This window comes from Sphaerisporangium perillae, from assembly GCF_023276435.1.
Taxonomy (GTDB): Bacteria; Actinomycetota; Actinomycetes; order Streptosporangiales; family Streptosporangiaceae; genus Sphaerisporangium; species Sphaerisporangium perillae.
Genome location: NZ_JALLPO010000001.1, coordinates 321,471 through 341,590, shown reverse-complemented (window position 1 = coordinate 341,590; position 20,120 = coordinate 321,471). Strand labels below are relative to the sequence as shown.

17 protein-coding genes are annotated in these 20,120 nt (G+C 72.1%); 12 read left to right on the top strand and 5 right to left on the bottom strand.

Going from position 1 to position 20,120, the window contains the following annotated elements:
• Positions 1–99: 99 nt before the first annotated feature.
• Positions 100–2,262 (bottom strand): amylo-alpha-1,6-glucosidase, encoded by a 2,163-nt coding sequence (locus tag MYF83_RS01590; RefSeq protein WP_248958305.1) that lies wholly within the window; start codon positions 2,260–2,262, stop codon positions 100–102.
• Between the two features lie 140 nt (positions 2,263–2,402).
• Here MYF83_RS01590 and MYF83_RS01585 point away from each other — a divergent pair, with 140 nt between their 5' ends.
• The 5 genes from MYF83_RS01585 (at position 2,403) to MYF83_RS01565 (ending at position 7,464) form a co-directional block, all read left to right on the top strand.
• A complete protein-coding gene (locus MYF83_RS01585) occupies positions 2,403–3,431 on the top strand; it encodes a LacI family DNA-binding transcriptional regulator (RefSeq protein WP_248958304.1) in 1,029 nt (342 codons plus the stop codon).
• Between the two features lie 49 nt (positions 3,432–3,480).
• Positions 3,481–4,734: a sugar ABC transporter substrate-binding protein gene (locus MYF83_RS01580; protein WP_248958303.1), complete on the top strand. Its 1,254-nt coding sequence runs from the start codon at positions 3,481–3,483 to the stop codon at positions 4,732–4,734.
• Between the two features lie 42 nt (positions 4,735–4,776).
• Entirely contained in the window at positions 4,777–5,874 is a 1,098-nt protein-coding gene (locus MYF83_RS01575; RefSeq protein ID WP_248958302.1) for a carbohydrate ABC transporter permease, read from the top strand.
• A 1-nt stretch (position 5,875) separates the two neighbouring features.
• Positions 5,876–6,763: a carbohydrate ABC transporter permease gene (locus MYF83_RS01570; protein ID WP_248958301.1), complete on the top strand. Its 888-nt coding sequence runs from the start codon at positions 5,876–5,878 to the stop codon at positions 6,761–6,763.
• 128 nt (positions 6,764–6,891) lie between these two features.
• Positions 6,892–7,464 carry a hemerythrin domain-containing protein gene (locus MYF83_RS01565; protein ID WP_248958300.1) on the top strand — a complete coding sequence of 191 codons (573 nt, stop codon included), beginning with the start codon at positions 6,892–6,894 and terminating at the stop codon, positions 7,462–7,464.
• Here the strand turns inward: MYF83_RS01565 and MYF83_RS01560 are convergent.
• Complete coding sequence (locus tag MYF83_RS01560; protein ID WP_248958299.1) at positions 7,391–8,146, bottom strand: penicillin-binding transpeptidase domain-containing protein; 756 nt, start codon at positions 8,144–8,146, stop codon at positions 7,391–7,393. The two genes, MYF83_RS01565 and MYF83_RS01560, sit on opposite strands and share 74 nt — an antisense overlap.
• Positions 8,147–8,248: 102 nt before the next feature.
• Here MYF83_RS01560 and MYF83_RS01555 point away from each other — a divergent pair, with 102 nt between their 5' ends.
• The 7 genes from MYF83_RS01555 to MYF83_RS01525 all read left to right on the top strand — a co-directional run bounded on the left by MYF83_RS01555 (position 8,249) and on the right by MYF83_RS01525 (position 17,711).
• Positions 8,249–9,190, top strand: a complete 942-nt coding sequence (locus MYF83_RS01555; RefSeq protein WP_248958298.1) for a LysR family transcriptional regulator — start codon at positions 8,249–8,251, stop codon at positions 9,188–9,190.
• Complete coding sequence (locus MYF83_RS01550) at positions 9,187–10,047, top strand: serine hydrolase (RefSeq protein ID WP_248958297.1); 861 nt, start codon at positions 9,187–9,189, stop codon at positions 10,045–10,047. The genes MYF83_RS01555 and MYF83_RS01550 overlap by 4 nt, the downstream gene beginning before the upstream one ends.
• 133 nt (positions 10,048–10,180) lie before the next feature.
• Positions 10,181–11,458: a sensor histidine kinase gene (locus tag MYF83_RS01545; protein ID WP_248958296.1), complete on the top strand. Its 1,278-nt coding sequence runs from the start codon at positions 10,181–10,183 to the stop codon at positions 11,456–11,458.
• Positions 11,455–12,126, top strand: a complete 672-nt coding sequence (locus MYF83_RS01540; protein ID WP_248958295.1) for a response regulator transcription factor — start codon at positions 11,455–11,457, stop codon at positions 12,124–12,126. The genes MYF83_RS01545 and MYF83_RS01540 overlap by 4 nt, the downstream gene beginning before the upstream one ends.
• A gap of 198 nt (positions 12,127–12,324) precedes the next feature.
• The gene (locus MYF83_RS01535; RefSeq protein ID WP_248958294.1) at positions 12,325–15,570 is read left to right on the top strand and encodes an efflux RND transporter permease subunit; all 3,246 of its coding nucleotides are present in this window, start codon (positions 12,325–12,327) and stop codon (positions 15,568–15,570) included.
• Between the two features lie 228 nt (positions 15,571–15,798).
• Positions 15,799–16,542: a sugar phosphate isomerase/epimerase family protein gene (locus MYF83_RS01530; RefSeq protein ID WP_248958293.1), complete on the top strand. Its 744-nt coding sequence runs from the start codon at positions 15,799–15,801 to the stop codon at positions 16,540–16,542.
• Complete coding sequence (locus MYF83_RS01525) at positions 16,539–17,711, top strand: Gfo/Idh/MocA family protein (protein ID WP_248958292.1); 1,173 nt, start codon at positions 16,539–16,541, stop codon at positions 17,709–17,711. Before MYF83_RS01530 ends, MYF83_RS01525 begins: the two co-directional genes overlap by 4 nt.
• Before the next feature lie 19 nt (positions 17,712–17,730).
• On the opposite strand, the gene MYF83_RS43555 is transcribed toward MYF83_RS01525, so the two are convergent.
• From MYF83_RS43555 to MYF83_RS01510, 3 genes are all read right to left on the bottom strand, one after another.
• A complete protein-coding gene (locus MYF83_RS43555) occupies positions 17,731–18,174 on the bottom strand; it encodes a CBS domain-containing protein (RefSeq protein WP_248958291.1) in 444 nt (147 codons plus the stop codon).
• A gap of 27 nt (positions 18,175–18,201) precedes the next feature.
• Positions 18,202–19,485 (bottom strand): ArsB/NhaD family transporter, encoded by a 1,284-nt coding sequence (locus MYF83_RS01515; protein ID WP_248958290.1) that lies wholly within the window; start codon positions 19,483–19,485, stop codon positions 18,202–18,204.
• Positions 19,486–19,617: 132 nt separating this feature from the next.
• Positions 19,618–19,950 carry a cupin domain-containing protein gene (locus MYF83_RS01510; protein WP_248958289.1) on the bottom strand — a complete coding sequence of 111 codons (333 nt, stop codon included), beginning with the start codon at positions 19,948–19,950 and terminating at the stop codon, positions 19,618–19,620.
• Positions 19,951–20,120: the final 170 nt, after the last annotated feature.

The window sequence follows — 20,120 nt, the reverse complement described above, 5'->3', positions numbered from 1 at the left end:
GGGGGGCCGGCGGCGCGCCCCCCCCCCCCCCCCCCCCCCCCCCCCCCCGCCCCCCCCCCCCCCCCGGGGGGGGCGGGGGGCCCCCCCGGGCCGGTGGCGCTACGTCCGGGGGCGCTCGGAGAGCCCGGCCGGCAGGCCTGAGACCCTAGCCGCGCCGTCCGCGTCGACGGAGGCGGCGATCTCGGCTCCCGCGACGCGCAACCCCGTCGCGGCCACCGCGCCGAGCGGAGCCCCGGCCATGGGAGCGAGCGTCACGACGCCCGCGGGCACGTCGGGGTACAGGCCGAGGGCCGCGTGGACGAGCGTGACGGCGGCGGCCGCCGACCACGCCTGCGGGCGGCAGGCGGCCGGGTACGGCACGGGCCGGATCACCGTCTCCCGCGCGTCGCCGGCGAACAGTTCCGGCAGCCGGTACCCGAACGTCTCCCCCGCCGCCAGCAGGCCCTCGGCGAGCCGCGCCGCCTCGGCCCCGAACCCGGCACGCGCCAGACCGGCCACCACGATGGCGGTGTCGTGGGCCCAGACGGACCCGCAGTGGTAGGAGAGCGGGCTGAACGCCCCGTCCTCGGACGACATCGTGCGCAGCCCGAAACCTCCGGCCATCGCAGGGGAGGCCAGCAGCCGGGCGACGGTCGCCGACTCCTGCGCCGAGAGCAGGCCCGTGCCGAGCAGGTGCCCGATGTTGCTGGTGAGCGCGTCGACGGGGCGCTTTTCGCGGTCGAGGGCAAGCGCGGGGTGCCTGCCGTGCGGGCCGTCGATCCAGAACCGGGCGCGGAACCGCTCGGCCAGCGCCTCGGCGTACTCCAGCCAGCGGTCCGCGCCGGGACGCCCGAAGGCGGCGAGCAGGGCCGCGCCATGGCGGGCCGCCTCGTAGGCGTACCCCTGCACCTCCACCAGGGCGATCGGGGCCTCGGCCTGGCGGCCGTCGCGGAACCGCACCGAGTCGCCGGAGTCCTTCCAGCCCTGGTTGGCCAGACCCCGCCCGCTGGTGTCGATGTACTCCAGGAAGCCGTCACCGTCGGCGTCGGCGTCGCCGCCGAGCCATCCGAGCGCGGCCTCCATCGCCGGTAGCAGGCCGGCCACCTCCCGCTCGGGCATGCCCCACCGCCAGGCGTCGTGGAGCAGGCTCACCCAGAGCGGGGTGGCGTCGATGGTGCCGTAGTACGCGGCGGGCAGGTGCAGGCCGTTCCCTTCGAGGGCGAACTCGTGCCGCCGCAGCTCGTGCATGATCTTGCCGGGCGCCTCGCCGGAGTCCGGGTCGGTCCGCGTGCCCTGGCGGCGCGCGAGAACGCGTAGCGTGCCGGCCGCCAGTTCGGTGCCGAGGGGCAGGAGCATCCGGGCCGCCCAGATGCTGTCGCGGCCGAACAACGTGAGGAACCACGGCACGCCGGCGCCGAGGAAGGTGTCCTCCGGTGCTCCCACCTCGGCGAGCCGCAGGGAGCGCAGGTCGTCGAGCGACTGGTCGAACAGGCGGGCCAGGCGGTGGTCGGCGGCGGTGACGCGCGGCCGTCCCCACTCGACGGCACGGGCGGGCGCGGTCACGACGGCCTTCGGATCGTCGACCGTCGCCTGCCAGCGCAAGGTGACGCGCCCGCGCGGCGGGAGCGCGATCTCCCAGCGCAGCCGCGCCTGGGCGGCGTGGCCTGCCTCGGCGTGCGCGCCGTCGCCGATCACGGTGACGCGGATGCCGTCGGCTCTCCAGGAGAGCCTGCCCGGCGCGCCGTTCACCGCCCCGGCGGGGAGGGCGTCGCCGCCCGACTTGACCACCTCGATCGGGGCGAAGTCGCAGCCGAGCTCCACTGTGAGGGTCGCCGTCACGGCGGCCGAGGCGGCGGAGGAGATCTCGACGTGCTCGGCCATGCCGCCCGGCGTGACCTGCCGGGAGCGGTCTACGCGCACCGTGGGGTCGGGTCCGGGGTCGCCGAGCCACCGGGGCAGGGCGACGAACCGCGCCCCGCCGGGTCCGGTGAGGGCGTGACCGATGGGCTCGGGTTCCCGGCCGTCGATCAGTAGCCTGACCTCGGAGAGCGCCCGCGAGTCGGCGTGGAACAGCCCCTGCGCGCCCGTGGGCCGGATCTGCCCGTCGGCCCCGCTCAGCGCGCTCGTAGGCGCGAGGACGGTGGTGACGAGGTCGTGCAGGAGTGGCTGGTACCGCACCGGCGTGCCGGGGTCGGGGTCGATGGGCGTCGCGAGAGCCGTCTCGAGCTCCGCCACGCTGGAGGCGTCGTCTTCGGCTTCGGGTGTTGCTCCGTGGTCGAACAACGAGGGGCCCCCTGGGTCACGTCGTGCCGGCGCCGCAGGTCGGCCTGACCACCGCTTGCAGCTTTGGAAACATTCTCTTTACTTGAACGATCCAATCGTGCCATAGTCCGTCTTGAACGATCAAATTCTGAAAGGTTCCGATGGCCGACAAGGTGACGATCGGCGACGTCGCGCGGTACGCCAAGGTGTCGCGGCAGACGGTGTCGAACGTGCTGAACTCCCCGGAGATCGTCCGCGAGGAGACCCGGCGGCGGGTACGCGACGCGGTGAAGGCGCTCGGCTACCGGGCGAGCCAGGCCGCGCGCCAGATGCGCACCGGACGGTCCAGGCTGATCGCCGCGCGCATCGAGCCTGCGCAGGAGGACGGCATCAACGGCTCGGTGTTCGACCGGTTCCTGCACGGCCTCACCGAGTCGGCGGCGCGGGCGGGCTACCGGGTTCTGCTGTACACCGCGGACGACCACGGCGCCGAGCTCGCCACGTTCGACGACCTGCTCGGTGCCTACGACCCGGACGCCTTCGTGCTCACCAGCACCGACTACGGCGATCCGCGTACGACCTGGCTGCTGGAACAGCGGATCCCGTTCGTCACCTTCGGACGGCCCTGGGGCGTGCCCCCGGAGCGCGGCTACCCGTGGGTCGACGTCGACGGCGCCGCGGGGACCGCGATGGCCACCCGCTACCTGCTCGACGCCGGCCATCGGCGCATCGGCTTCCTCGGCTGGCCCGAAGGGTCGGGCGTCGGAGACGACCGGCGGGCCGGCTGGGCGCGCACCATGGCCGCCGAAGGCATCGGCGCGGCGGAGCTCGCCGAACTCGACTACCGCACCTCCGACGGCGTCCCCGAAGGGGAGGCCGCGGCAGGCGCCCTGCTCGACGCCGAACGACCGGTGACCGCGCTCGTCTGCGTCAGCGACTCCCTGGCCCTCGGCGCGCTCCAGACCCGCCGCCGGATCTGCGTCATCGGCTTCGACGACACGCCCGTGGCCAGGGCCGTCGGGCTCACCAGCCTGAGCCAGCCTCTGGCCGAGGCGGCGGCGAGCTGCGTCTCGCTCCTCATCGGGCAGCTCGACGGAGACGGCGCGGCCGACAGGGCGCGCGGGGCGGCGGAGAGCCCGCCGGCCCACCGCCTGCTCCAGCCGTCGCTGGTCCGCCGACGATCGGCGTGACCGCTCCACGAACCCCTTTCACCCCCATCACCAAGATCAGGAAATCGCGATGAAACACAGCTACCTCCGGACAGCGGCGCTGGCAGTGGCCGCCGGCGGCATCCTTCTCACCTCGGCGGCCTGTGGCAGCGGATTCGACGACAAAGCGGGGCAGAGCAGCGCCCCGCAGAGCAGCGGGCCGGCGTCCCTGCAGATCCTCATCGGCTCCTCGGGGGACGCCGAGACCGCCGCGGTGAAGGAGGCGGCAGCCGCCTGGTCGGCCTCCAGCGGCAACACCGCCACCGTGACGCCCGCGCAGGACCTCACCCAGCAGCTCGGCCAGGCCTTCGCCGGCGACAACCCGCCGGACGTGTTCTACGTGGACGCCTCCCGCTTCGCCGACTACGCGAGCGTCGGGGCCCTGGAGCCGTACGGGGACAAGATCTCCAACCCGGACGACTTCTACCAGAGCCTGCGCACCACGTTCACCCGCGACGGCAAGTTCTACTGCGTGCCCAAGGACTTCTCCACGCTGGCACTGATCGTCAACGACGAGCTGTGGAAGAAGGCCGGCCTCGGCGAGTCCGACGTCCCGGCCGACTGGCAGCAGCTCACGGCGGTGGCCGAGAAGATCAAGGCGAAGGGGATCGTCCCGCTGGCGCTGGGCGACACGCGTGACCGCATCGGGGCCTTCATGGTCCAGGCGGGCGGCTGGATCACCAGCGACGACGGCAAGCAGGCCACGGCCGACAGCCCCGAGAACCTCCAGGCCCTGGAGTACACCCGGTCCCTGCTGAAGGACGGTCTCGCCCGGTATCCCAAGCAGCTCGACGCGGGCTGGGGCGGTGAGGCGTTCGGCAAGGGCAAGGCGGCGATGACCATCGAGGGCAACTGGATCAAGGGCGCCATGAAGGCGGACTTCCCCGATGTGAAGTACACCGCCCACGAGCTGCCCGCCGGCCCGAAGGGCAAGGGCACGCTCTCCTTCACCAACTGCTGGGGCATCTCCGCCAAGAGCCGCCACAAGGAGCAGGCGATCAGCTTCGTCGAGGCGATGACGAAGGCGGACCAGCAGATGGCCTTCGCCCGCGCCTTCGGCGTGATGCCCTCACGGCAGTCGGCCAAGGAGCAGTTCAGCAAGGAGTTCCCGGACGACGTACCCTTCGTGAACAGCGCCGGCTACGCCCACGGCCCGGTCAACGCGCCGAAGATGGACAGCGTCCTGGCCGACTTCGACGCCGGTCTCCAGCAGCTCGCCACCACCGCGCCGAAGACGATCCTCACGCGCCTGCAGAAGAACGCCCAGGGCGTTCTGGGCGGCTGAGCCGATCGCGGGCACGTTCCCCCGGAAGAAAGGGAGAGAAGGGTGGACATCACGTCCAGGACCGGCCTGCCCCGTCTCGGCCGCACGTCCGCCACCAGGGAGAACCTGGCGGGCTGGCTGTTCCTGGCGCCCGTCGTCGCCATCCTCGGCCTGTTCCTGCTGCTTCCGATCCTCATGGCGCTGTGGGTGAGCCTGACCTCCTGGAACGGGCAGGGCAGCCCGTTCACCGGCAAGGTGCCGTTCGTGGGGCTGGACAACTACACCGGGCTGTTCACCCGCGACGACCTGGCCCGCGAGAACTTCATGGTGAGCGTCCGCAACAACATCTACTACGTGGGCATCGTCGTGCCGGCGCAGACGGTGCTGGCGCTCGGCCTGGCGCTGATCGTCAACGGTCGCCTGCTCAAGGGCAGGACGTTCTTCCGCAGCGCGTTCTTCTTCCCGTCGGTCACCAGCTCGGTGGCCATCAGCGTCGTCTTCCTGTTCATCTTCGCCAACTCCGGCGCGGTCAACAGCCTGCTCGGCTTCTTCGGAGTCAGCGGTCCGGCGTGGTTCTCCGACCCGCGCGGCGTGCTGCACCTGCTGCTCGGCGGTCTGGGGGTGGTCGACCTCGACGCTCCCCCGGCGGCGCTGACCGCCGGCGGGCCGTTCGGGCTGTCGTGGTGGGAGTGGCTCTCCGGGCCGAGCGTCGCGATGTGCACGATCATCATGCTCGTCGTGTGGACGACCTCCGGCACGTTCATGCTGATGTTCCTCGCCGCGTTGCAGGACATCCCGGTCACGCTGGAGGAGGCGAGCGTGCTCGACGGGGCCGGCCGCTGGCAGCGCTTCCGGTACGTGACGCTGCCGCTGCTCAAGCCCACCGTCTTCCTGGTGCTGACGCTGGGACTGATCGCGACCTGGCAGGTCTTCGACCAGGTTTACGTGATGAGCCAGGGCAATCCGGCGAAGACGACGCTGACGCCGGCGTACCTGTCGTACCGGACCGCCTTCCGTGACTTCGACTACGGGTCCGGAACGGCGATCTCGTTCGTCCTCTTCCTCATCATCGTCGTGCTCGCGCTGCTCCAGCGATGGGTGATGCGCGAGCGCGCCGCGGATCCTGGCGTACGCCGTCGCACACGGCCGAGGAGGTCCTGACATGCGGACGAACACCGCCCGGGCAGGGTCGGCGCGGACCGCTCGCCGGCCCGGCGAGCGCGGGGGCCTGGTCTCCACCTTCACCGGGTACGCGGTCCTGATCTTCTTCGCGCTGGTCTTCCTGTACCCGTTCGTCATCCAGATCGCCAACTCCCTCAAGACCGAGCCGGACGCGGCGGCGCACCCGCTGTCGCCGCTGCCCGGCCCGCTGTCGCTCGCCGGCTACGACCGGGTCTTCTTCGGGACCGACCTGCCTCTGTGGCTCGGCAACTCGCTCCTGGTCACGATCGTCGTCACCGTGGGCCGGGTCTTCCTCGACTCGCTCGCCGGGTACGCGCTCGCGCGGCTTCGTTTCCGGGGCCGGCGGGCGATGTTCGGGGCCATCGTCGCGGTCATCGCGGTGCCGGGCGTGGTGCTGTTCATCCCGAAGTTCCTGGTGCTCAACCAGCTCGGCATGTACGACAGCTACGCGGCGCTGATCCTGCCGGTGATCGCGGACGCCGCCGGGGTCTTCATCATGAAGCAGTTCTTCGAGTCCATCCCGGTGAGCGTCGAGGAGGCCGCGCGCATCGACGGCGCCGGGGTGTTCCGCACCTTCTGGTCGGTCGTCCTCCCCATGGCCCGCCCGGCGCTGATCACGCTGACGATCATCTCGTTCCAGGGCACCTGGAACGAGTTCCCGCACAGCCTGGTGGCGGTGCAGAGCCCGGAGCTGTTCACGCTGCCGCGCGGGCTCGCCGACCTGGTCAGCGGGTCCCTCGGCACGGGCACGCAGTACCCGCTGAAGCTCGGCGCGGCCGTGCTCGCCACGATCCCCGTCGCGGTCATCTTCGTGATCTTCCAGCGCCACTTCATCCGGGGCGCCAACGAGGGCTCCGAGAAGGGCTGATCGAAGCCCCGGGAAGGCAGGGAGCAGACCGATAAAAAGGGCCTTCCATACGAAACCCATGTTTACCTGCGACGACGCGGGCAACGCCCACAAAGGGGGAACGCCGCCACCGCATTGGAGGCAGAGCAATGGCGAACGTGTTCGAGGTCCTGGAACGGGACCACCAAGAGGTCAAGCGCCTAATGGACGAGCTCGAGGAGAGGCCTCGCGGGGGCGCCGACGAGCAGGAGCGGATGCGGCAGCGCAAGAATCAGGTGCGGCAGCTCATCATCGAGGAGTCCAAGCACGAGGCGGTCGAGGAGGAGTACTTCTGGCCTGCGGTCCGCGACCTGGTCCCGCAGGGCAAGGAGCTCGCCGAACACGCGATCAAGCAGGAGCAGCAGGCGAAGTACGTGCTCAACGACCTCATCGACTACGAGCCGGGCGTCGCGCGGTTCGAGGAGATGCTCGGCGACTTCATCAACGACGCCAGGGAGCACATCGCCTACGAGGAGGAGCAGGTCTGGCCGGAACTGCGCCTGGTCATCAGCCCCGAGCGCGCCATGGAGCTCGGCACGAAGATCCAGAAGGCCAAGAGGCTGGCGCCGACCCGCCCGCATCCGCACACCCCGCCCAGGCCGGGGCTGCTCAAGGCCGCCGGCCCGTTCGTCGGCGCGGCCGACCGCATCCGGGACCTGGTCGCCGCCCGAACCCGGCACTGACCGCGCCGATCGCCCCCGCCCCGGGGGCCATGCCGCCGGCGACGAGCGCGGAGGCCGTCACCACCTTGAAGGTCGATCCCGGCGGGTAGGTGCCGAGCAGCGCCCGGTTGAAGCCGCCGGGCCGGTTGACGGCGGCGAGCACCTCGCCGGTCGAGGGGCGCAGCGCCACCAGGGAAGCCGGCTTGGCGACGCCCTCGAGCGCCGCCGCCCCGGCTTCGTGCACCTTCAGGTCGATGGTGGTGCGCAGCGACGTGCCCGGGACGGTCTTGCCGGTCGCCACGGTCGTGACCGCGCGGCCCTCCTTGACGATCTCCACGCGGGCCGACGGCCTGCCTTTCAGGCGCGCGCCGTACTGCTCCATGAGCCCGTCCACGATCTGCAGCACCGAGCCGGGGGCGGTGGGCGTGTCGATGCGCGTCCCGTCGGCGGCGAGGATCGGCGCCGACTCGGCCGGCACCTGGGTGACCTTGAACCGTGCCCCCGCCGTGAGGTCGCGGTGGATGGCCGAGGGCGAGAACGACACCCGCCACCGGTAGTCGCTCTTCGACCAGGCGGCGAGATAGCGGGCCGCCGTATCCTCGGCCGAGCCGTCCGTGCGGAGCGCCCACACCACGCCGCCCGCCACGGCGAGCGGCACCATCAGAGCCGCGGAAACGGTGGTCACCAGTTTGCCTCGTCGCATCGATCCCCCTTCGATTACGAGGAGGACAGCAGACGGTTGACCGTTATGTCCAATATTGATATCCGTCCCAAAGCGATATCAATTCCGATATAGTCGCTGGTAATGGACCTGGTACGGCACCTGCGCTACTTCACCGTCGTCGCCGAAGAACTGCATTTCGGCAACGCGGCGATCCGGCTCGGCATGGCGCAACCGCCCCTCAGCCAGCGCATCAAGCGGCTGGAGGAGGAGCTGGGCGTGCGCCTGTTCGACCGCTCCAGCCGCCAGGTCCGCCTGACCGAGGCCGGCAGGCTCCTGCTCGCCGAGGCCCGCGCCATCGTCGAGCGCGTCGACGCCATCCCCGGCCTGCTGTCCCAGGCGGCCGGGGGCGCCACGCCCCTCCGCATCGGTGTGCCCCCCGACCTCGGCGGCTCGGCCATCGCCGCCCTGCTCGCGGGGTTCCGCGACACCCACCCCGAGGTACGGCTCGCGCTCACCGAGATGGGCACGGCCGACCAGGTCGCGGCGCTGGCGGAGGGCACTTTGGACGGCAGCGTCATCCGCCACCCGGTGAGCGCCACCGGCCTGTCCTTCGGCCCCGTGCTCGTCCAGCATCCGGGCGTGCTGCTCCCCGAGGGCGACCCGCTCGCGGCCTTCTCCTCCGTGCACCTGGCCGACCTGGCGACGCGGCACCTCGTGCTGGTCCCCCGCGAGAGCGAGCCGTGGCTGCACGAGGAGACGCTGGCCGAGTGCCGCCGCCACGGGTTCGTACCCGGCGAGGTGCACCTCGGGCGGCACCCGCAGTTCACGCTGGGGCTGGTCATGTCCGGCACGGCCGTCGCCTTCGGTCCCCGCACCGAGCAGGCGGGCGTCGCCTGGCGGCCGCTGCTGGGCGACCCGCTGGCCTGGCGGGTGTCGGTCGCCTGGCAGCGGCCGTCCGACGCCATGGCCGAGTTCTGCGCGGTGGCCGTGCGCGTGCTGCGGGACAATGCCGGGATGGTCCAAGACGGAGCGGCCCCGGCGCGCAAGGTCAACCCCCGCCCGGCGTCCGGCCTGCTCGCATGAGGCCCCCGGACCTGGAAGGGATCTTCCGCGCCGCCGCCGTCACCGGCAACCTCCACGCGGTCGACCTCGACACCGGAGCGCAGATCGGCCTGCGGTCCGACGACCCGGTCATCCTGGCCTCTGTGTTCAAGCTCCCCCTGCTCGTCGAGCTCTACCGGCAGGCCGAGGCGGGACTCCTGGACCCGGCCGAGCCCTGCCACGTGGAGCCCGGCGAGCGCACGGCGGGCGGCACGGGCCTGGCCGCCATGCTCGACGCGGCGACGCTCTCCCTGCGCGACCTCGCGTACCTCATGATCGCCGTCAGCGACAACGCCGCGGCCGACGTCGTCGCGCGGCGCGTCGGGCTGGACGCGGTGAACGCCATGCTGGCGAAGTTCGGGCTGGCGGACACCTACATCGAGCATGACTGCCGCGGGATGCTCGCGGTGCTGGAGGCCGATACCGGCTCCATGGAGGGGCCGCTGGACCCGCGCACGGTGGGCCGCCTGCGCGTGCTCGATCCGGCGCACGCCAACCGCAGCACCGCCCGGGAGATGACCCGGCTGCTCGGCATGGTGTGGCGGGACGAGGCCGCCGGGCCGCAGGCGTGCGCCGCGGTCCGGCGGCTGCTCGGCCTGCAGGTATGGCCGCACCGCCTGGCGTCGGGGTTCCCCTACGACGACGTCGTGGTCAGCGGGAAGACCGGCTCCCTTCCCACCCTCCGCAACGAGGTCGGCGTCGTGGAGTACCCCGACGGCGGGCGCTACGCGGTGGCGGTGTTCACCCGGTCGATCGGCACCGCGCAGCTCCAGCCGAGGGCCGACGCGGCCATCGGCACCGCCGCCCGGGCCGCCATCGACCACCTGCGCTCGCTGTGAGTCACGCCGCCGATGATCGGCGCCTGTTCGGGCCGCCGTGCTCCCGCGACCGGTCGCGTACCGCGATCGCGGTAGCCCGGAACGGTCCCCAGGGACGAGGAGACCGCGGTGGCGCGGCCGTAACGTGGGGCCCGTGCGTCGTCTGAACCGGCTGCGAAACGCCCTCCGCGCCCGCCCCTACGTGGTGGACACCGTCATAGCCGGCCTGGCCTTCGTGGCCACCGTCCTCGGCCCGCCCGGGGACCACCCCGAGCGGAACCTCCCGCTGACCCCCGCCACGGTCACGCTGGCCGGGGTGATGTGCGCGACGCTGATCTTCCGGCGCGCCTCGCCCCGCCTGGTCACCGCCGTGACCGTGGCCGGTCTCGTCCTGCACCTGATCGTCGGCGGTACGCGCAGCACCCTGGACCTGGTGCCCGCCATAGCGCTGGCCACCCTGGCGACCCACAGCCCCCGCCGGGAGGCCTGGACGGCCGGAGCGATCACCGCGATCGTCCTGAGCGGCACGCGCCTCGCCCTGTCCGGCGGCTGGTGGTTCGGGCCGGAGCTGGTCGGGCAGATCGCGCTGATCGGCATGGCCATCGCCGTCGGGGACTCCGTGCGCAGCCGCCGCGCCTACGTCGCGGCCGTAGAGGAACGCGCCCGCCGCGCCGAGCAGACCCGCGAGGAGGAGGCCGAGCGCCGGGTGATGGAGGAACGGCTGCGCATCGCCCGGGAACTGCACGACGTGCTCGCCCACCACATCGCGCTCATCAACGTCCAGGCCCAGGTCGCCGCGCACGTGATGGACGACGAGCCGCGGCAGGCCCGTGAGGCGCTCGGCCACATCCGCCAGGCCGGCCGGGCGGCCCTCGACGAGCTGCGGACCACGGTCGGGCTGCTGCGCCGGCCCGGCAGCACCGAGGAACTGCCCACCGAGCCCGCGCCCGGCCTCGACCGCCTCCCCGAGCTGATCACCTCGTTCACGGCGGCGGGCCTCTCGGTCGACTGCCACCTCGAGGGCACCCCGCGCCCGCTTCCCTCCCCGGTGGAGCTGACGGCGTTCCGCGTCGTCCAGGAGGCGCTGACCAACGTCAGCAAGCACGCCGGGAAGGCGACGACGCGGGTCCGCATCACCTACGGGCACCGCGACCTCACCATCGAGGTCAGCGACGACGGCCTCGCCCGCACGGCTCCGAACGCGGGCGCCCCGCCGGCCACGACGGGGCGCGCCGGCGGTCCACACGGGCCGGCCGGCGCCGAGCCTGGACTCGCCGACGCGGGAGAAGGGCCGTCAGGCACCGGGCATGGGCTGGTGGGCATGCGCGAGCGGGCCCTTTCCGTGGGAGGGACGTTCAGCGTCGGCCCCTGTCCCGGGCGCGGCTTCCGCGTCCACGCGGTCCTGCCCGCGCCGCAGAGGAGCGCCATATGACCGTCCGCGTCGTACTGGCCGACGATCAGGCCCTGGTGCGGGCCGGCTTTCGCGTCCTGATCGACTCCGCGCCCGACCTGGAGGTGGTCGGCGAGGCCGACACCGGCCAGGAGGCCGTGCGACTCGCGCGCGACACCAGGGCCGACGTGGTCCTGATGGACATCCGGATGCCCGAGATGGACGGTCTCGCGGCCACCCAGGCGATCAGCTCCGACAGCGACCTCGCCGGGGTGCGGGTCCTGGTCCTGACGACCTTCGAGATCGACGAGTACGTCTTCGCCGCCCTTCGCGCCGGAGCGAGCGGATTCCTCGGCAAGGGCGTCGAGGCCGGCGAGCTACAGGACGCCATCCGCGTCGTGGCGCGCGGCGACGCCCTGCTCTCCCCCGCCGCCACCAAGGGCCTCATCGCCCGCTTCCTGTCGGCTCCCGGCGCGAGGGCCGACCATGCCCCCGACAGCCTCGCCGTGCTGACCGAGCGCGAGCGCGAGGTCATGACGCTGGTCGCGTGCGGCCTGACCAACGACGAGATCGCCGACGACCTCGGCATCAGCCGGATGACCGCCAAGACCCACGCCAACCGGGCGATGCTCAAGCTCGGCGCCCACGACCGCGCCCAGCTCGTCGTGATCGCCTACGAGACCGGACTGGTGCGCCCCCGCCCCCGCTGACCGCCCGCCGATGTACGGGCGTGGTAGCCCGCCCCCTCGCCTACGGCGTTCGCGGTAGGCCAAGACCCTCCCCGCGACGGACGTACACCCCGCGAGCGGCGATGAGGCTTGAAAGAGCCGGACCCCACACGGGTGGGGACCCGCCTCTCCCCCGGACGACGCCCCTCACCCCCGCCGATACCGACAAGAAGTGGACCGATGTCCTTACTCGCCAGACTGAGCCTCGCCAACCGCGGGCTCGTCGCCCTGATCACGATCGTGGTGACCGCCTTCGGCGTGTACACCATCCCGGCGCTCAAACAGCAGCTCCTGCCGTCGCTCTCCTTCCCCACCGTGTCGATCGTCGCCACCTACCCCGGGGCCGCGCCGCAGATCGTCGAGGACCGCGTCACCCGGCCGCTGGAGGACGGCGTGCGCGGCCTGTCCGGCGTGACCAGTGTGAACTCCACCTCCCGCGAGTCCAGCGCGACCGTCCAGGTCGGCTTCGACTACGGGACCGACATCGACGAGGCCCAGGGCCGGATCCAGCAGGCCATCAGCCGCGTCGCCGGCCAGCTCCCCAGCGACGTCGACCCGCAGGTGGTCGCGGGCAGCACCGACGACCTCCCGGTCGTCCAGCTCGCGGTCACCTCGGCCGAGGACCAGCGGCGGCTCGCCGACAAGCTCGACGAGCAGGTCGTGCCCGCGCTCGCCGGCGTGGACGGGGTCAGGGACGTGTCGGTCTCCGGCACCCGCGAGCAGGTCGTCACGATCGAGCCCGACAACGACAAGCTGGCCGAGCACGGCCTGACCGCCTCGGCGATCGCCACCGCGATCCAGTCGGCGGGGACGCCGCTGCCCGCCGGCACGCTGACCAAGTCCGAACAGTCACTGAGCGTCCAGGTCGGCACCACGCTCGGCTCGGTCAAGGACATCAAGGACCTCTACCTGAACCCGCCCGCCGCCACGCAGGGCCAGGCGCAGGGCCAGGGCCAGGCGCAGCAGCGTCCCGGCGCACGGAGCGTGCCGGGCGCCCAGGGAACGGCGACGCCGGCCCGGGCGGCGGCCGCGCCCAAGCCCGTGCGGCTCGGCGACGTGGCGACCGTCAAGCTCGGGACCGCCGACGCCACCACGCTGACCCGCACCAACGGCAGGCCCAGCCTCGGCGTGTCCGTCACCATGAAGCCCGACGGCAACGCGGTGTCGATCTCGCACGACGTGCGCGCGAAGCTGCCCGCGCTGGCCACCGCCCTCGGCGGCGACGTCCGGTTCACCGTGATCTTCGACCAGGCGCCCTCGGTGGAGGAGGCCATCCAGAGCCTCACCACCGAGGGCCTGCTCGGCCTGGCCATGGCCGTGCTGGTCATCCTGGTGTTCCTGTTCTCGCTCCGCTCCACGATCGTGACGGCCGTGTCGATCCCGCTGTCGGTGCTGATCGCGCTGATCGCCCTGTGGGCGCAGGGCTACTCGCTCAACATGCTCACCCTCGGCGCGCTCACCATCGCGATCGGCCGGGTCGTGGACGACTCCATCGTGGTACTTGAGAACATCAAGCGGCACCTGTCGTACGGCGAGGGCAAGCGGCAGGCGATCGAGAACGGCGTGCGGGAGGTGGCGGGGGCGGTCACCGCCTCCACGCTGACGACCGTGGCGGTCTTCCTGCCCATCGCCTTCGTCGGCGGCCTGGTGGGCGAGCTGTTCAGCCCGTTCGCGATCACCGTGACGGTGGCGCTGCTCGCCTCGCTGCTGGTGTCGCTGACCGTCGTCCCTGTGCTCGCCTACTGGTTCATGAAGCGCCCCAAGGAGGGCGACGCGGAGGCGATCCGGCGCGCGGCGGACGAGAAGGAGCGGAGCAGCCCGCTCCAGCGGCTGTACGTCCCGGTGATCCGGTTCGCGACCCGGCACCGGATCACCACGGTCGCCGTCGCACTGGTGATCTTCTTGGGGACGCTCGGCCTGGTGCCGATGCTGCGGACGAGCTTCATCGAGGACTCCGGCCAGAACACCATCAGCATCCGGCAGACCTTCCCCGTCAGCACCTCCCTGGCCACGGCCGACACCATGGCCAAGAAGGTCGAGCAGGTGGTGGCGGACACCAGCGAGGTCGAGTCCTACCAGGTCACCGTGGGTGGCGGCGGCGGGTTCGGGTTCGGCGGTCGCGGTGGGAGCGGCGGCACCTCCCGCGCCACCCACTCCCTGACACTGCGCGACGGCACCGACGCGGGCGCGCTCGAGCGGCGGCTGACCGGCAGGCTGGCCGAGCTGGACGGCGTGGGCGAGATCAGCGTGGGGCAGGCCGGCGGCTTCGGCGGCAACTCCCTGCAGGTGGTCGTCCGGGCCGCCGAACTCGACACCCTGCGCGGCGCCGCGCAGACCGTGCAGCGGGCCATGGCCGGCGTTCCGAACGTCGCCGAGGTGACCAGCAGCGTGGCCGACACCGCTCCGCGCATCGACGTCACGGTCGACCGCAAGAAGGCGGCGGAGAAGGGGCTCAGCGAGATCGCCATAGGCCAGGCCGTGACGCAGGCGTTCAGGGGGACGACCGTCACCCAGCTCGCCCTGAACGGCACCACGGCCGACGTCGTGCTGCGGACCGGCGACACGCCCGTCTCCCAGGCCGGCCTGCGCGACCTCAAGATCGCCGGCAAGGTCACCGTCGGGGACGTCGCGACGGTCAAGCAGGTCAACGGGCCCGTCGAGGTGAACCGCATCGACGGCGACCGCAGCGCCACGGTGTCCGGCAAGGCCACCGGAACCGACCTCGGCGCCACCAGCGCCGAGCTGAAGAAGACGCTGGCCGCGCTGACGCTGCCGGTGGGCGCGACCTACGAGATCGGCGGCGCGAGCGCCGAGCAGGCGGACGCCTTCGGCAGCCTCGGGCTGGCGCTGGTGGCCGCCATCGCGCTGGTGTTCTTCGTCATGGTGGCGACGTTCCGCAGCCTGATCCAGCCGCTGGTGCTGCTGGTCTCGATCCCGTTCGCGGCCACCGGGGCCATCGGGCTGCTGCTGGCGACGGACACCTCGCTCGGCCTGGCCGCGATGATCGGCATGCTGATGCTCATCGGCATCGTCGTCACCAACGCCATCGTCCTGCTCGATCTGATCAACCAGTACCGCGAGCGCGGCATGCCGCTGCACGAGGCGGTGGTCGAAGGCGGCAGGCGGCGGCTGCGCCCGATCCTGATGACGGCGCTGGCCACCATCTTCGCGCTGCTGCCCATGGCGCTGGGCATCACCGGCGGGGGCGGCTTCATCTCACGGCCGCTGGCCATCGTGGTCATCGGCGGCCTGATCAGCTCGACCCTGCTCACCCTCGTCCTGGTGCCGACGCTCTACACCATGGTCGAGGCCCGCAAGGAGAAGCGCCGCGCCCGGCGCGGGCGGCGCAAGGAGGGAGCGGCCACCACGCCGCCGATTCAGGAGGCACCCAGCGAACCGGCCGTGAGCGCCGCAAGCTCGTCCTGACACCGTTCGCGGCCGGATCCTCCGCACCGGAGGGTCCGGCCGCGGCTCTTTCCGCCCGGCCGCGCGCCGGTCGTGCGTGATGGCGACCGGCGGGTTCCCCATCACGGCGGAAATAACCCATTGTTCTTTGAAATGCGGCGTTTTAACGTTTTACGTACCGATTACGGAGTGCAGGTGCCGCACACCGCACGAGCACTCCATCACGTGAACCAGGAGGTTCCTACCCCGATGGTGAAGCCGCTGGGCGTGCAGCTGTACACCGTACGTGATCAGATGAAGGTCGATCGTGACCAGGTATTACGGCGGATAGCGGACATCGGCTACGGCGCCGTCGAGCCCTATGACCCGACCGACGATCCCAAGGGTTTCCGCACGGTCGTCGACGACCTCGGGCTCACCGTCTCCAGCACGCACGCCTACGCCCTGCTCTCGCAGGAGCCCGATGCCGTCCTGGACGCCGTCGCCACCATCGGCACCGACCTGGTGATCATTCCCGGCGGCATCCCGCACGAGGACTTCACCACGCGCGACGGGATCGCCCGCACCGCCGACCTCCTCAACGGCCTGGCCGGGCACGCCGCGCGGTACGGCATGCGGCTCGGCTACCACAACCACTGGTGGGAGATCGAGCCGAGGATCGACGGCGCCCACGCCATCGAGGTGCTCGCCGGCCTGCTCGCACCCGAGCTGTTCCTGGAGATCGACACCTACTGGGCGGCCGTGGGCGGCGCCGACGTGCCCGGACTGCTCGGGCGCCTCGGCGACCGCGTCCTGGCCCTGCACGTCAAGGACGGCCCCGGCGGCACCGAGCAGCCGCACACCGCCGTCGGCCAGGGGGTCATGCCGGTGCGCGACTTCCTGGACGCCGCCCCGGACGCGTGGCGCATCGTCGAACTCGACGACTGCGCCACCGACATCTACGACGCCCTCGCCGAGAGCCACGCCTACCTCACCGGACTGGAGCGCGCATGACGGGCGGGACCGGCACGACCGGCGAGGCCGACGCGACCTCGGAGGCGGCCGCGACCGCGGCGGGCGCGAACGGCGGCCCGGTCGGGGTCGCGCTGGTGGGCGCAGGCGCGATCAGCGACGCCTACCTGCGCAATCTCACCGCCTTCCCCGACATCCGGGTGCTCGGCGTCGCCGACCTCGACGTCGCGCGCGCCGCGGCCAAGGCACAGGAGCACGGGGTCCCGATGTCCGGCGACGTCGGCACCGTCCTCGCCATCCCCGAGGTCGAGATCGTGGTGAACCTGACGATCCCCGCCGCCCACGCCGCCGTCGCGACCGCCGCCCTGCGCGCGGGCAAGCACGTGTACGGCGAGAAGCCGCTGACGCTCGACCCCGAGGAAGGCGAGAAGCTCCTGGCCGAGGCCGCCGAGCGGGGCCTTCGGGTGGGCAACGCGCCCGACACCTTCCTCGGCGCGGGACTCCAGTCGGCCAAGCGGGCCCTCGCGGCCGGACTGATCGGCACGCCGGTCGCCGCCACCGCCGTGATGCAGAGCCCCGGCCCCGAATCGTGGCACCCCAACCCCGAGTTCCTGTACCAGCGCGGCGCGGGCCCGCTGTTCGACATCGGCCCGTACTACCTCACCGCGCTGGTCGCGATGCTCGGGCCGCTGTGCCAGGTCGCGGCCACCGCACGGCAGGCCCGGCCGCACCGCGTGATCGGGTCGGGCCCGAAGGGCGGGACCCGTTTCGCGGTGGAGGTCCCCACGCACGTCATGGCGCTGCTCGACTTCACCGGCGGGGCGAGCGCGTCGTCGACGTTCAGCTTCGACTCGCCCGCCCACATCACGATGATCGAGATCATCGGCACCGAGGGCATGCTGTCGCTCCCCGATCCGAACACCTTCGCCGGCCCGCTCAGGGTGCGCGGCGCGGGTGACAAGGAGTGGCGCGAGCTGCCCGTCGAGGGCACCTCCGCCGGGCGGGGCCTCGGCGTGCTCGACATGGCCCGGGCGCTGCGCGGGAACGTGCCGCACCGCGCCTCCGGGGCGCTGGCGCTACACGTGCTGGAGGCCATGAACGCGATCGCCCTGTCCGCCGAGCACGGCGAGTTCCGGCGCCTGTCCACCACGGCCCGAGAGCCCGATCCGCTGCCCGCCGCCTGGGACCCCCGCGAGGCCACCCTGACCTGACGTCGCGCCGGACCGAGGTTCAGACGGCCAGCGCGCGGTGGAGCAGCGTCTGGAGGGTGATCGCGCCCAGCAGCCGGTCGCCGTCGACGACGGCGACCAGAGGGCTGTGGGTGCGGGCCATCAGCGCGGCCACCTCCAGCACCGTCGCGTCCGGGTCGGTGATCGGCAGCTCGCGCGGCTGCTCGGGCAGGCACTCGCGCACCGTGCGTCCGCCGAGCGCGCGCACGAACAGGTCGGCCTGGCTCTCGTCGATGACGCGGGCGAGCGCCGGGTCGTCCTGGCAGTAGCGCGGCACGGCCAGCCGCAGCACCTGCGTGCCGGGCAGCACGCAGAGCGGCCTGCCGTCGTCGCCGACGACGATCAGGCCGGGCAGGTCCTGCTCGGCCAGCAGGCGGGCCGCCTCCACCGCCGAGGTGTCGGCCGTGACCGTGGGAAAGCCGGACACGAGATCGCGCGCGTGCACCGAAGACCTCCTTCACCCGTAACGAGCCTAACCGGCGAGATAGCGGAGCCACAGGTACGGCGCCGCCAGCCCGACCGTGACGGCGGTGACGACCAGGCCGTACTTCGTGAACTCCCAGAAGCTGATGCGGACGTTGTTGCGGGCGGCGATGCCGAGCACGACCACGTTGGCCGACGCGCCGACCGCGGTCGCGTTGCCCCCGAGGTCGGCGCCGAGGGCCAGCGCCCACCACAGCACCTCGCCGGGCGGGCCGCTCGCGTGGACCAGGTCGGCGACGATCGGGCTCATGGTGGCGACGTAGGGGATGTTGTCCACGATCGCCGACAGCACGGCCGACCCGCCCAGCAGGCCCATCGTGGCCGGTAGCAGCCTGCCCTCGGTGGCCGAGGCGGCGGCCTGCGAGACCTGGCCGATGACGCCGGTCTCCACCAGCGCGCCGACCATGACGAACAGGCCCATGAAGAACACCAGCGTGGCCCACTCGACGTCCTGGAGCGCCTCCTCGACGGTGACCCTGGTCGCGGCGAGCAGCAGGCCGGCGCCCAGCAGCGCGACGACGGCGGGCTCGTAGTGCAGCACCGGGTGCAGCACGAACGCGACGATCACCACGGCGAGCACCGAGAGGCTCTGCCACAGCAGGCGCCGGTCCTGGATGGCCTCCCGCTCGTTCAGCTTCATGATCTGCACGGCGCGCCCGGGGTCGTACACGAACGAGGCACGGAACAGCCACCGGCACAGGCCCACGAAGACGACCAGGAGCAGGGCGATGAACGGGGCCAGGTGGACGAGGAAGTCGTTGAAGGTGAACCCGGCCCGGCTCGCGATGATGATGTTCGGCGGGTCCCCGACCAGCGTGGCGGTGCCGCCGATGTTGGACGCCATGACCTCGGCGATCAGGAACGGCGCCACCGGGAGCGCCAGCCGGTCGCAGACCAGGAACGTCACCGGGACGATCAGCAGCACGGTCGTGACGTTGTCCAGCAGGGCCGAGGCGCCCGCAGTGATCAGGACGAGCATGACCATCAGGCGGAACGGCCTACCCTTGGCCCGCTTGGCCGCCCAGATGGCGACGTACTCGAACACGCCCGTCTGCTTCAGCACGCCAACGATGATCATCATGCCGAGCAGCAGGAAGATGACGTTCCAGTCGATGCCCGAGTGCTCGGAGAAGAACGCCGACCGGCCGTCCACGGCATGGATCAGCAGCATCAGCCCCGCGCCGCCGAGCGCCGCCGCCGTACGGTGGATCCGCTCGGTGGCGATGAGGACGTAGGCGACCACGAAGATGACGACGGCCGCGATCGCGGTCACCGGCGGACCTCCCGGGATGTCGGCGGGCAATCAAAGGAAGTCGCCGACCAGACTTCCCGGCACACCTGACGAATCCCCAAAAACACTAGCAATCCCCCCACCGCCCACGGCGCCTGAGTGCGGCGGGGGCGGTCAGCGGGGTATGGCGACGGTCAGGAGGAGGGCGGAGTCCTCCAGGGCCTCTACGCGGTGGCGGGTGTCGGGGACCAGGAGCAGGTCGCCCGCGGAGATCTCCCAGGACACCTCGCCGGCCACCACGCGCGCCCGTCCGAACAGCACGAACAGGGTCGCCTCTCCGTTGGGCTCGTGCTCGCTCTGCTCGGTGCCCTTCGTGAGCGCGAGGACCGTCTGCCGCAGGACGCGTTCGTGCCCGCCGACGACCGTGTCGGCCGCGTGCCCTCCGGAGGAGTCGGTCGCGCGCTCCAACTGCTGCCTGGCCAAGGCCACGAGAGAGAACTTCTGCATCGCGGTGTCCCCTTTTGTTCGGCACGGCCGGTCGGCGTGCGCGCCCTGCTTCCGAGGTCGCCACACCCGACCGGACTGGTCACGCGGGACGAATGAAGGCTCACCTCCATGCGTACCCCGGTTCAACGCCTACCCGCGTCAGCCGTTTGACACCTTTCTCCCGGCGGTCG